This is a genomic window from Rhodoferax sp. SPJ4, from assembly GCF_058216275.1.
Genome location: NZ_JBYZMN010000001.1, coordinates 982,034 through 995,258, shown reverse-complemented (window position 1 = coordinate 995,258; position 13,225 = coordinate 982,034). Strand labels below are relative to the sequence as shown.

Genomic DNA, 13,225 nt, shown 5'->3' with positions numbered 1-13,225 from the left:
CTCAAGCGCGTGGTGGCCCGGGGCGTGTGCCGCCCGCCGCTGGCAGCAGCGGCGCCAGCAGCCGATCGGCCTCGCGGCCGGTCCAGTCGACCTCGCCGCGCAGCCGCATCCGGGGCCGGCCGTCGGCGCCCAGCAGCACCGTGGTGGGGAAGACGCGCACCGCCCAGGCCTTGGCCAGTTGGCCGTCGGCGTCGAGCAGCACCGGCAGCCGCAGGTCGGTGGCCGCGATGAAGCGGCTGATCCGGGCTGGCTGCTCCTTGACGTTGACACACAGCACCGCCAGCCGCTCGGGGCCGTGCAACTCGGCCAGCACCTGCAGGCTGGGCAGTTCGGCACGGCAGGGCTCGCACCATATGGCCCAAAAATTCACCAGCACCGCCCGGCCCTTGAGCGCCGCCAAATCCCAGACCTGGCCCGCCAGGTCGGGCGCTTTCAATGCCGGCGCGGGCAGACCGGCGGGCCAGGGAATGGCCTCAAAGCCCTCACCGGCCAGGGCCTGCAGCGGCAGGCTGGCCAGCGCGGCCTGTTGCAGCAGGGTGCGTCGCTTCATGGGCTGGATTGTGCCGGGCGGACGCGGCGCCGGCCGGTGCCAGGGGCTTTCTACAATCCGGCGATGGCCATCCCCCCGTCGTTCATCCAGGAGTTGCTGTCGCGGGTCGATGTGGTGGAGATCGTCGGCCGCTATGTGCAGCTGAAAAAGGGCGGCGCCAACTTCATGGGCCTGTGCCCCTTCCACGGGGAAAAGTCGCCGTCGTTCTCGGTCAGCCCCAGCAAGCAGTTCTTCCATTGTTTTGGCTGCGGCAAGAACGGCAACGCCATCGGCTTCCTGATGGAACATGCCGGCATGAGCTTCATCGAGGCGGTGAAAGACCTGGCCCAGCAGGTCGGACTGCAGGTGCCGGAAGACGACCGCAGCCCGCAGGACCGCGAACGCGCGGCCGCCCAGCGCCAGAAGCAGGTCACGCTGACCGAGGTGCTGGAAAAAGCCGGCGAGGCCTACCGCAAGCACCTGAAGGCCGCGCCCCGGGCCATTGAGTACCTGAAGGGCCGCGGGCTCTCCGGTGAAATTGCCAAGCGCTTTGGCCTGGGCTATGCGCCCGAGGGCTGGCGCAGCCTGGCCAGCGTCTTCCCCAACTACGACGACCCGCTGCTGGCCGAGAGCGGCCTGGTCATCACCAGCGTGGACGACGACAGTGGCGACGAAAAGCGTTACGACCGTTTCCGCGACCGGGTGATGTTTCCGATCCGCAACGTGACGGGCGAGTGCATCGGTTTTGGCGGCCGGGTGCTGGGCGATGGCACACCGAAATACCTGAACTCGCCCGAGACGCCGGTCTTCAGCAAGGGCCGCGAGCTGTACGGCCTGTTCGAGGCCCGGCAGGCGCTGCGCGAGCAGGGCTTTGTGCTGGTGACCGAGGGCTACATGGACGTGGTGGCGCTGGCCCAGCTGGGCTTTGAGAACGCGGTGGCCACGCTGGGCACGGCCTGCACACCCGAACATGTGCAAAAGCTGTTCCGCTTCACCGACGCGGTGGTGTTCAGTTTCGACGGCGACGCCGCCGGCCGCCGCGCCGCCCGCAAGGCGCTGGACGGTGCCCTGCCCTATGCCACCGACGTGCGCTCGGTGAAGTTTTTGTTTCTGCCGCCCGAGCACGACCCCGACAGCTTTGTGCGCGAATTCGGTCGCGAGGCCTTTGCCCGCTGCATCGGCGACGCCGTGCCGCTGAGCCGCTTTCTGATCGACGCCGCCCGCGAGGGCTGCGACCTCACCACCGCCGAGGGCCGGGCCCATCTGGCCAGCAACGCCCGGCCGCTGTGGAGCCTGCTGCCCGACGGCGCCATCAAACGCCAGCTGCTGGGCGAGCTGGCCGACCTGGTGCAGCTCAACGCCCACGAGCTGACCGAGGTCTGGGAACTGGCCGACCGGCCACGCGGCGCCGCGCCCAGCGCCAGCCCACGCAAAAAAGACGGCAAGGCCTTTGGCAAAGACGGCGGCCGTGGCGCGAACGCATTCCAGAAAAGTGGCTTTGCCAGCGGCAGCGGCCCGCGCGCCAGCCGCAGCGCGCCACCGCGGCGCGAAGACCGCGCGCTGCGCCTGCTGTTCACCGCGCCCGGCGCCTGGGACGGTTTGTCCAACGAGGAACACGCCATGCTGTGTGCCCTGCCGGCGCCCCATGGCCCGCTGTTCACCTGGCTGGACCAGCAGCACCACGAGCATGGTCCCCAGCCCTGGGAGGCGCTGCGCGACGCGGTGCTGGACCAGCCCGGCGGCGATTTCGTGGCCCGCCAGGTGGCCGAGACCCTGACCCAGATCGAGTTCGACCCCGACGAGCTGCGCTCGGTGCTGCGCGAACTGACGATTGCCGCGCTGGAGCAGGAACGCAACCGGCTGGCGCCGCTGGCCGCGTCCGACCCCGCCGCCTACGCCCGCTACCGGGCGCTGGACGAGCGTTACCGCCTGCTGAAGGCCGGACAAAAGGTATAATCCACGCTCTCTGACAAGAGCGACAGCAACACCTCCGGTCTCGACCACCCACCTAGGCTCCGCCAACGGGTTTCTGGGTCACCCCACCGCAAGGATTGCATCCCAAATGTTCGCCCCCACATCTTGTCTTGGGTTCACCCCCTCCCAGTAGTTCCTGCGCCGGGAATGCCACGGCGCTTGGTTGGTTTTCCGTTTGCCCCTTTGAGGTTCATCGATGCCTGCTCCAAAGTCCGCCAAGCCCGCCGTGAAACCGGTGCCCTCGCCTGCCAAGGCCGGGGCCAAAACCGCTGCCGGCAAGGCCGTTGCCAAGCCGGCAGCCAAACCGGCCGCCAAGCCAGCCACGAAAGTCAAAGAAGTGCCTTCCAAATCCGCCAAGCCGGCCGCCCCTGAGACCCTGAAGCCTGCCACCAAGACCGCCGCCAAGCCGGCGGCCAAAACCACCGCCGACACCGACGCCGTGAAGAAAAAGCCAGGCCGCCCGCCCAAGGCCGTCGCCGCCGAGTCCGACGCACCGCCAAAAACCGCCGGGGCCAAGCGCGGTCGCAAGCCCAAGGCCGCCGCTGGCGCTGCCGAAGACGAAGACCTGGGTGACATCGAGGCCGACCTGGTCGGTGAGCCGGTGGTGACCGAAGAAAAGGTCAAGCCGCTGCGGATGAAGATCAGCAAGGCCAAGGAACGTGCGCTGATGAAGGAGTTCGGCCTGGACGAGGCCGTGCTGTCCGAAGAAGACATGGCCAAGCGCCGCCAGCGCCTGAAGACCCTGATCACGCTGGGCAAGACCCGCGGTTATTTGACGCACGGCGAAATCTCCGACCACCTGCCCGACAAGCTGATCGACGCCGAGACGCTGGAAGTCGTGGTCAACATGCTCAACGACATGGGCGTGGCGGTGTACGAGCAGACGCCCGACGCCGAAACCCTGCTGCTGAACAACACCGTGCCCACCGTGACCACGGTGGAAGAAGCCGAAGAAGAGGCCGAAGCCGCCTTGTCCACCGTGGACAGCGAGTTCGGCCGCACCACCGACCCGGTGCGCATGTACATGCGTGAAATGGGCACGGTGGAGCTGCTGACCCGCGAAGGCGAAATCGAGATCGCCAAGCGCATCGAAGGCGGCCTGATGCGCATGATGGAAGCCATCAGCGCCAGCCCGGCCACGATCGCCGAGGTCTTCCGCCTGGCCGACGACATCCGTGACGGCAAGGTCGTCATCTCCACCATCGTCGACGGCTTCTCCAACCCCAACGAGGCCGACGACTACGTGGCCGAAGAAGACTTCGACGAGTTCGACGAAGACGACGACGACGACGGCAACGGTGGCTCCAAGGCCCTGACCAAGAAGCTCGAAGAGCTGAAGAACGAGGCCCTGCGCCGCTTCGACAAGCTGCGCGAGCTGTTCGAGAAGGTCCACAAAATCTACGACAAGGACGGCTACGGCACGCCGGCCTACATGAAGGCACAGAAGGCCTTGAGCGAGGAGCTGATGACCATCCGCTTCACCGCCAAGACCATCGAAAAGCTGTGTGACCTGCTGCGTGTGCAGGTGGACGATGTGCGCAAGAAGGAGCGCGAGCTGCGCCGCATCATCGTCGACAAATGTGGCATGCCGCAGGAGATCTTCATCAAGGAGTTTCCGGCCAATTTGCTGAACCAGAAATGGGTCGAGAAGCAGGCGGCCGCCAACAAGCCCTGGTCGGTGGTGATGGCGCGCAACATCCCGCCCATCCAGGACCTGCAGCACAAGCTGGGCGAGGTGCAGGCCCGCGTGGTCGTGCCGCTGGCCGAGCTGAAGGACATCAACAAGCGCATGAACGAAGGCGAAGCCTCGTCGCGCCATGCCAAGAAAGAGATGATTGAGGCCAATTTGCGCCTGGTGATCTCGATCGCGAAGAAATACACCAACCGCGGCCTGCAGTTCCTCGATCTGATCCAGGAAGGCAACATCGGCCTGATGAAGGCGGTCGACAAGTTCGAATACCGCCGCGGCTACAAGTTCTCCACCTACGCCACCTGGTGGATTCGCCAGGCCATCACCCGCTCGATCGCCGACCAGGCCCGCACCATCCGTATCCCGGTGCACATGATCGAGACCATCAACAAGATGAACCGCATCTCGCGCCAGCATTTGCAGGAGTTCGGCTTCGAGCCCGACGCCTCCATCCTGGCCGAGAAGATGGAGATCCCGGAAGACAAGATCCGCAAGATCATGAAGATCGCCAAAGAGCCGATCTCCATGGAAACGCCGATCGGCGACGACGACGACAGCCACCTGGGCGACTTCATCGAGGACAGCGCCAACACCGCGCCCATCGAGGCCGCGATGCAGGCCGGCCTGCGCGACGTGGTCAAGGACATCCTGGACGGCCTGACGCCACGCGAAGCCAAGGTGCTGCGCATGCGTTTCGGCATCGAGATGTCCACCGACCACACGCTGGAAGAAGTGGGCAAGCAGTTCGACGTGACCCGCGAACGCATCCGCCAGATCGAGGCCAAGGCGCTGCGCAAGCTCAAGCACCCCAGCCGCTCGGACAAGCTGCGCAGCTTCATCGATTCGCTTTAAGCGGCCCTTGTCCCACCCCACGCCTGCCCCGGTTCTGCCGCGGCAGGCGTTGTTTTTTCTGCCGCCCCACCGCACAGACGCGGGGCTTTACATCGCGGTAACGTGAAGCCCACGCGCTTGCGCCAAAATCCGGCATCAGGGGTGTTGCATGGCCTGTGCCCACCCCGGCGCTGACAAAACGCCCGAAGAAGAAGCCTGAAGGACGACCGATGACCGCCCCCCACCCCACCCCCGTCCCGCTGCCGGCGCCCACCGCATCGCCCACGGCCACCCCGCCGCCGCGCGTGCCCAGCCGCCGCGCCCGCTGGCTGGGCGCCGCGGTGCTGTTGCTGCTGGCCCTGGGGGTGGGCGGGCTGGCCTGGTACCTGACCCACCAGGGGGAGTCGCCCACCGCAGCCGCTGGCCGGCGTGGCCCGCCCTCGCTCACCGTGGGGGTGGCCACGGTGGAAAAAACCAACCTCCCCATCGTGCTGGAGGCGTTGGGCACGGTCACGCCCACCGCCACCGCCCGGGTCCAGGCCCAGGTCAGCGGCGTGCTGAAGGAACTGCATTTCCGCGAAGGGCAAACCGTGCAGGCCGGCCAGCTGCTGGCCACCATCGACCCTCGGCAATTTGAGCTGGCGCTGCAACAGGCCAGTGGCCAGCGCCAGCGCGACGAGGCCCAGCTCGACAACGCCCGGCTGACGCTGGAGCGCTACCGCACGCTGTGGTCGCAGGACTCGATTGCCCGTCAGGACGTCGACACCCAGGCCGCGCTGGTCAAGCAGCTCGAAGGCACGGTCACCACCGACCGCGCAAACGAGGGCACGGCCAGGCTCAACCTGGGCTACACCCGGGTGGTGTCGCCCCTCAGCGGCCGGGTCGGCCTGCGGGTGGTGGACGTCGGCAACGTGGTCAGCCCGGGCGACGCCAACGGCATCGCGGTGGTGGCCCAGGTGGCGCCCATCGACGTGGTGTTCGCCGTGCCGCAAGACCAGGTGCCCGAGCTGGTGGCACAAAGCCGCAGCGGCCAGCCGCTGCCCGCCGTCGCGCTGGACCGCAGCCGCACCACCACCCTGGACAGCGGCGTCTTTGTGTCGCTGGACAACCAGGTCGACGTGCAGACCGGCACGGTGCGCGCCAAGGCCCGCTTCCCGAATGCGCAGCAGGCGCTGTTCCCCAGCCAGTTCGTCAACCTGCGACTGCAGGTGCGCCAGCTCAAGGACGCGCTGGTGGTACCGGTCACCGCGCTGCGGCTGGGCAGCGGCGGCGACTATGTCTACGTGGTCAACGCCGACCGCACGGTGAGCAGCCGCCCGGTCAAGCGCGGCCTGGCCACCGCCGACAAGGTGGCCATCACCGAGGGCCTGCAGCTGGGCGAGAAGGTGGTCACCGAAGGCGCCGACCGGCTGAAGGACGGCGCCAAGGTCACGCTGCCCGGCGAGGGCGGTGGGCCCGGTGGCCGGCGCCGCGGTGGCGGGGCGCCCGAAGGCGCCGACGCCAAGGCCAACCCCGCCAGTGCGGCCAGCGCCAACCCTTCCGCCAGCGCGCCGCTGCCACCCAGGGCCAGCGCCCCGGCCGCGGCCGCCCCTGCAACGGCCCCGCCACTGCCCACCGCCGAGCAGCGCCGCCAGATGCTGGACAAGGTCAAGGACGACCCGGTGCAGTTGGAACGGCGCCAGCGTTTCCTGGAAGCGCTGGACCGCGGCGAGCCGGCCGCGCTGGCGCGCTGGCAGCAAATGCGTGAACGCCTGGGGGCCGGGCAATGAACCAGCCTGACCGCCGCCCGCTGACCCCCGCCCGCGCATGAGCCCGTCGCGCCCCTTCATCCTGCGGCCGGTGGCGACCTCGCTGCTGATGGTGGCCATCCTGCTGGCCGGGCTGGTGGGTTTCAAGTGGCTGCCGCTGTCGGCCCTGCCGCAGGTGGACTACCCCACCATCCAGGTGCAGACGCTCTACCCCGGCGCCAGCCCCGAGGTGATGAGCCAGAACGTCACCGCACCGCTGGAGCGCCAGTTCGGCCAGATGCCCGGTCTTTCGCGGATGAGCTCAACCAGCGCGGCCGGCGTGTCCATCGTGGTGCTGCAGTTCTCGCTGGGCCTGGCACTCGACGTGGCCGAGCAGCAGGTGCAGGCCGCCATCAACGCCGGTGGCTCGCTGCTGCCGGCGGATTTGCCGGCACCGCCGGTCTACGCCAAGATCAACCCGGCCGACACGCCGGTGCTGACGCTGGCCATCACCGCCGACGATTTGCCGCTGACCGAGGTGCAAAACCTGGTCAACACCCGGCTGGCGCTGAAGATCAGCCAGGTCAATGGCGTGGGCCTGGTGTCCCTGAGCGGCGGCCAGAAGCCCGCCGTGCGCATCCAGGCCGACACCCAGGCGCTGGCGTCCTACGGCCTGGGCCTGGACAGCCTGCGCACCGCGATCGCCGCGGCCAACGCCAACAGCGCCAAGGGCAGCTTTGACGGCCCGAGCCGGGCCTACACCATCAACGCCAACGACCAGCTGCTGACGGTGGCCGACTACACCCAATTGATCGTGGCCTACCGCAACGGCGCACCGGTGCGGCTGTCCAACGTGGCCCGGGTGGTGGACGGGGCAGAGAACACCCAGCTCGGCGCCTGGGCCGGCATCGCTGGCCAATTGAAGCCGGCCATCATCGTCGACGTGCAGCGCCAGCCCGGCGCCAACGTGATCGCCACGGTGGACGCCATCAAGGCCAGATTGCCCGAGTTGCAGGCCAGCCTGCCGCCGTCGGTGACGGTGTCGGTGCTGAGCGACCGCACCAACGGCATCCGCTCCTCGGTCGAACATGTGCAGCTGGAGCTGGTGCTGGCGGTGGTGTTGGTGGTGCTGGTGATCTTCGCTTTTCTGCACAACCTTCGGGCCACGGTGATCGCCAGCATCGCGGTGCCGATCTCGCTGGTGGGCAGCTTTGGCGCGATGTATTTGCTGGGCTACAGCCTGAACAACCTGAGCCTGATGGCCTTGACGATCGCCACCGGCTTTGTGGTGGACGACGCCATCGTGATGATCGAGAACATCGCCCGCCACATCGAAGAAGGCATGAAGCCGCTGCAGGCGGCCTTGTTGGGCGCGCAGGAAATCGGCTTCACCATCATCTCGCTGACGGTGTCGCTGGTGGCGGTGCTGATCCCGCTGCTGTTCATGGGCGATGTGGTGGGCCGGCTGTTCCGCGAGTTCGCCGTCACGCTGGCCATCACCATCCTGATCTCGGCGGTGGTGTCGCTCACCTTGGTGCCCATGATGTCGGCGCGCTGGCTGCGGTCCGAGGGCGAGGCCCCAGCCGGCCGTTTTGGCCGCGCCTTCCAGCGGGTGTTCGACCGCATCGTCCACCGCTACGACCGGGGCCTGACCTGGGTGCTGGCCCGCCAGGGCCTGACGCTGCTGGTGGCGCTGCTGACGCTGGCGCTGACCGCGGCGCTCTACATCGTGATTCCCAAGGGCCTGTTCCCGGTGCAGGACACCGGCCAGCTGCTGGGCCGCATCGACGCCGCCAGCTCGGTGTCGTACAGCCGCATGGCCGACCTGCAGCAGGCCGCCAGCCGCGCGCTGCTGGCCGACCCCGACGTGGCCTCGCTGAGCAGCTTCATTGGCGTGGACGGGGCCAACAACACCCGGCTCAACACCGGCCGGGTGCTGATCAACCTGAAGCCGGACCACGCCCCCTTGGCCCAGGTGCTGGACCGCTTGCGCGAGCGGGTGCAGGCGGTGGCCGGCGTGACGCTGCACCTGCAGCCGGCACAAGACCTGACCATCGACGCCGAGGCCGGCCCCACGCCCTACCGGGTGTCGCTGGAAGGCGCCAGCAGCGCGGTGGTGGCGGAATGGGCCGGCAAACTGAGCGAGGCGCTGAAAGACGCGCCCGAGGTGCGCGGCGTGGTCAACGACGCCGGCGCCACCGGCGTGGCGGCCTATGTGAACATCGACCGCGACTCCGCCGCCCGGCTGTCGCTGTCGGCCGCCAGCATCGACGACGCGCTGTACAGCGCCTTCGGCCAGCGCATCGTCTCCACCATCTTCACCGAGACCAACCAGTACCGGGTCATCATCGAGGCCCGGCCCGACCTGCTGAGCACCCCGGCCTCGCTGGGCCTGCTGCACCTGCGCACCGGCTCCGGCACCCCCACGCCGCTGTCGGCGGTGGCCAGCATCAGCGAGCGGCCGGCGCCGCTGCAGATCACCCGGGTCGAGCAGTACCCGGCCACCACGCTGGGCTTCGACGCCGCGCCCGGCGTCTCGCTGGGCCGGGCGGTGGACGCCATCCGCGCCGCCGCCCAGCGCATCGCCATGCCGCCCAGCGTGACGCTGACCTTCCTCGGCGCCTCGGGCGCCTACGAGGCCTCGCTGACCAACCAGCTGTGGCTGATCCTGGCCGCGGTGGTCTGTGTCTACATCGTGCTGGGGGTGTTGTACGAGAGCTATGTGCACCCGCTGACGATTCTGTCCACCCTGCCCTCGGCCGGTGTGGGCGCGCTGCTGGCGCTGATGGTCAGCGGCCAGGACCTGGGCGTGATCGGCATCATCGGCATCATCCTGCTGATCGGCATCGTCAAGAAGAACGCCATCATGATGATCGACTTCGCCATCGACGCCGAGCGCAGCGAAGGCAAGAGCCCGCAGCAGGCCATCCACCAGGCGGCGCTGCTGCGGCTGCGGCCCATCCTGATGACCACCGCCGCCGCGCTGTTTGCCGCGGTGCCGCTGATGCTGGGCTGGGGCGACGGCGCCGAGCTGCGCCGCCCGCTGGGCCTGGCCATCTTCGGCGGCCTGATCGTCAGCCAGGTGCTGACGCTGTTCACCACCCCGGTGATCTACCTGGCCTTTGACCGGCTGGGCCGGCGCTGGCGCCGCAGCCCCGACGCCGGCCCGCGCCTGCCGCCACCCGCCGCATCGACGGAGGGCGGCACGCCGTGAACCTGTCCGGGCCCTTCATCCGCCGGCCGGTGGGCACGGTGTTGCTGACACTGGGCCTGGCCTTGGCGGGCCTGACTGCGTTCGGTGTGCTGCCGGTGGCGCCGCTGCCCCAGGTGGACTACCCCACCATCTCGGTCAGCGCCCGGCTGCCCGGCGCCAGCCCCGAAACCATGGCCACCAGCGTGGCCACGCCGCTGGAGCGGCGGCTGGGCGTGATCTCCGGTGTCAACGAGATGACCTCGAGCAGCAGCAATGGCTCGACCCGCATCAACCTGCAGTTCGACCTCAACCGCAAGATCGACGCCGCCGCGCGCGAGGTGCAGGCCGCCATCAACGCCTCGCGGGCCGACCTGCCGGCCACGCTGCGCAGCAACCCGACCTACCGCAAGGCCAACCCGGCCGACGCGCCGGTGATGATTCTGGCGCTGACCTCGGCCTCGCGCTCGCCCGGCCAGGTCTACGACGAGGTGTCAAACGTCGTGCAGCAAAAGCTGTCGCAGGTGCCCGGCGTTGGCGACGTCGAGCTCGGCGGCGGCTCGCTGCCGGCGGTGCGCATCGGCCTGCTGCCGTTTGCGCTGAACAAGGTCGGCCTCAGCATGGAGGATGTGCGCGCGGCCATCCAGGCCGCCAACGCCAACCGGCCCAAGGGCGCGGTCGAAGGCCAGGGCCGGCGGCTGCAGATTTACACCAGCACCAACCTGGCCGGTGGCGGCCTGAAGGCGGCCGACTACGTGGACATGGTGGTGGCCTGGCGCAACGGCGCGGCCATCCGCCTGGGCGACGTGGCCGAGGTGGTGGACAGCGTGGAAGACACCCGCACGCTGGGCCTGTTCAACGGCCAGCCGGCGGTGGTTGTCATCATCCGCAAGCAGCCCGGCGCCAACGTCATCGAGACGGTGGACGCCATCCGTGCGCTGCTGCCGGAGTTGCAGGCCCAGCTGCCGCCCGATGTGGCGCTGCAGGTGTCGTCCGACCGCACGCTGTCCATCCGCACCGCGCTGCACGAAGTCGAGTTCACGCTGCTGCTGTCGATCGCGCTGGTGGTGCTGGTGGTCAGCGCCTTTTTGCGCAGCGTGCGCGCCACCGTCATCCCCACGGTGGCCACGGTGGTGTCGCTGCTGGGCACCTTTGTGGTGATGTATTTCCTGGGCTTCAGCCTGAACAACCTGAGCCTGATGGCGCTGACCGTGGCCACCGGCTTTGTGGTTGACGACGCCATCGTGGTGCTGGAGAACACCAGCCGCCACATCGAGGCTGGCATGGAGCGTTTTGCCGCGGCGCTGCACGGCGCCCGCGAGGTCGGCTTCACCGTGCTGTCCATCAGCCTGTCGCTGGTGGCGGTGTTCATTCCGCTGCTGTTCATGGGCGGCCAGGTGGGCCGGCTGTTCCGCGAGTTCGCGGTCACGCTGTCGGCCGCGGTGATGATCTCGCTGCTGATCTCGCTCACCACCACGCCGATGATGTGTGCCTGGCTGCTCCAGCCCGGCACGCCCGAGCGGGCGCCCAACCGCCTGTCGCGCTGGCTGGAAAAGGGATTCCAGGCGCTGCAACGCGCCTATGCCGTCAGCCTGGACTGGGCGCTGGCCAGCCGCTGGCTGGTGCTGGCCAGCCTGGTGGCGGTGGTGGCCTTGAACGTGGTACTGTTCAAAGCCATCCCCAAGGGCTTTTTCCCGCAGCAGGACACCGGGCAGATTTCGGCCGGCCTGCGGGCCGACCAGAGCATCTCCTTCCAGGCCCTGCAAGACAAGATGCGCCAGGCGGTGGACATCATCCACAAAGACCCGGCGGTGGACACGGTGGTCGGCTTTGTCGGCGGCGCCCGGGCTGGCGGTGGCTTCATGTTCGTCAGCCTCAAGCCCCTGGGCGAGCGCAAGGAGCGTGGCCAGGCGGTGATTGCCCGGCTGCGGCCGCAACTGGCCCGGCTCACCGGCGTCAGCATCTTTCTCAGCCCGGTGCAAGACCTGCGGGTGGGCGGGCGCGACGCCAACTCCACCTACCTCTACGCGCTCAAAAGCGACAGCCTGGCTGACCTGCGGCTGTGGGCCCAGCGCCTGGCCGATGCGATGAAGCAGCAGACCGCGCTGGTCGACGTCGACACCGACCAGCAGGAAAACGGCGTCGAAACCTATGTCAACGTCGACCGCGACAGCGCCGCCCGGCTGGGTCTGACGCCGCGCGACGTCGACAACGCGCTCTACAACAGCTTCGGCCAGCGCCAGGTGGCCAACGTGTATGGCGAGCTCAACCAGTACCACGTGGTGATGGAGGTGGCCCCGCGTTACCGCGAAGGGCCGCTGGCGCTGAACGACGTGCAGGTGCCGGCCCGGGGCCAGGTGGGCAGCACCACCAACGCCATCAACAGCCCCAGCACCGTGGCCGCCAACAACGCCAGCACCAGCGCGGCCAGCACCGGCGGCACGGCCGTCAACCCCGGCGCGCGCGACACCGCCACGGGCAGCCCGGTCAGCACCAGCGCCACCCGCATGGTGCCGCTGAGCGCCTTTGCCCGCTTCAGCGAAGCCCCGTCACCGACCTCCATCAACCACCAGGATGCCGAGCTCACCACCACCATCTCCTTCAACCTGGCCGAGGGCAGCTCGCTGGCCGACGGCCAGGCCGCGGTGCTGGCGGCCCAGGCCAGCATCGCCATGCCCAAGAACGTGCGCGGCAGCTTCGAGGGCGCGGCGCGCAGTGCCCAGGCCTCGCAAGACCAGCAGCCGCTGCTGATCCTGGCCGCGCTGGTGGTGATCTACCTGGTGCTGGGCATCTTGTACGAAAGCCTGGTTCATCCGCTCACCGTGCTGTCCACCCTGCCCTCGGCCGGCGTGGGCGCGGTGCTGGCGCTGTTGCTGTTCCAGCTGGATTTCTCCATCATGGCGCTGATCGGCGTTTTTCTGCTGATTGGCATCGTGAAGAAAAACGCCATCCTCATCATCGACTTCGCCATCGAGGCCGAACGCACCCAGGGCCTGAGCGCCACCGCCGCGGTGCGCGAGGCCTGTTTGCTGCGCTTCCGACCCATCCTGATGACCACGCTGGCCGCGGCGCTGGGCGCGCTGCCACTGGCCATCGGTTTTGGCGAGGGCTCGGAGCTGCGCCAGCCGCTGGGCATCTCCATCATTGGCGGCCTGATCGCCAGCCAGCTGCTGACCCTGCTGACCACCCCGGTGGTCTATGTCCTGCTCGACCGCCTGCGTCGGCGCAGCCCGTCTGAACCCAGCCTGGGCCGCCAGCCCCAGGCCCTGCCCTCTTCCTGAGCC

The 13,225-nt window shown here is 68.6% G+C and carries 6 protein-coding genes; 5 read left to right on the top strand and 1 reads right to left on the bottom strand.

The window, feature by feature from the left end; translation table 11 throughout:
- Nucleotide 1: 1 nt before the first annotated feature.
- A complete protein-coding gene (locus tag AC4BAR_RS04940; protein ID WP_490626688.1) occupies nucleotides 2-550 on the bottom strand; it encodes a TlpA family protein disulfide reductase in 549 nt (182 codons plus the stop codon).
- A gap of 63 nt (nucleotides 551-613) precedes the next feature.
- Here AC4BAR_RS04940 and dnaG point away from each other — a divergent pair, with 63 nt between their 5' ends.
- The 5 genes from dnaG (at nucleotide 614) to AC4BAR_RS04915 (ending at nucleotide 13,222) form a co-directional block, all read left to right on the top strand.
- On the top strand, nucleotides 614-2,485 hold the full coding sequence (gene dnaG, locus AC4BAR_RS04935) for a DNA primase (RefSeq protein WP_490626687.1): 1,872 nt from the start codon (nucleotides 614-616) through the stop codon (nucleotides 2,483-2,485).
- Between the two features lie 214 nt (nucleotides 2,486-2,699).
- Nucleotides 2,700-5,045 carry an RNA polymerase sigma factor RpoD gene (rpoD, locus tag AC4BAR_RS04930; RefSeq protein WP_490626686.1) on the top strand — a complete coding sequence of 782 codons (2,346 nt, stop codon included), beginning with the start codon at nucleotides 2,700-2,702 and terminating at the stop codon, nucleotides 5,043-5,045.
- A 209-nt stretch (nucleotides 5,046-5,254) separates the two neighbouring features.
- The gene (locus AC4BAR_RS04925) at nucleotides 5,255-6,793 is read left to right on the top strand and encodes an efflux RND transporter periplasmic adaptor subunit (RefSeq protein ID WP_490626685.1); all 1,539 of its coding nucleotides are present in this window, start codon (nucleotides 5,255-5,257) and stop codon (nucleotides 6,791-6,793) included.
- 37 nt (nucleotides 6,794-6,830) lie between these two features.
- On the top strand, nucleotides 6,831-9,965 hold the full coding sequence (locus AC4BAR_RS04920; protein ID WP_490626684.1) for an efflux RND transporter permease subunit: 3,135 nt from the start codon (nucleotides 6,831-6,833) through the stop codon (nucleotides 9,963-9,965).
- Nucleotides 9,962-13,222: an efflux RND transporter permease subunit gene (locus AC4BAR_RS04915; RefSeq protein ID WP_490626683.1), complete on the top strand. Its 3,261-nt coding sequence runs from the start codon at nucleotides 9,962-9,964 to the stop codon at nucleotides 13,220-13,222. The genes AC4BAR_RS04920 and AC4BAR_RS04915 overlap by 4 nt, the downstream gene beginning before the upstream one ends.
- Nucleotides 13,223-13,225: the final 3 nt, after the last annotated feature.

What these genes read in the sequence shown, in the direction of transcription:
- AC4BAR_RS04920 (WP_490626684.1), top strand. Translation starts at nt 6,831, where the DNA reads ATGAGCCCGTCGCGCCCCTTCATCCTGCGGCCGGTGGCGACCTCGCTG.
- dnaG (WP_490626687.1), top strand. Translation starts at nt 614, where the DNA reads ATGGCCATCCCCCCGTCGTTCATCCAGGAGTTGCTGTCGCGGGTCGAT.
- AC4BAR_RS04925 (WP_490626685.1), top strand. Translation starts at nt 5,255, where the DNA reads ATGACCGCCCCCCACCCCACCCCCGTCCCGCTGCCGGCGCCCACCGCA.
- rpoD (WP_490626686.1), top strand. Translation starts at nt 2,700, where the DNA reads ATGCCTGCTCCAAAGTCCGCCAAGCCCGCCGTGAAACCGGTGCCCTCG.
- AC4BAR_RS04940 (WP_490626688.1), bottom strand. Translation starts at nt 550, where the DNA reads ATGAAGCGACGCACCCTGCTGCAACAGGCCGCGCTGGCCAGCCTGCCG.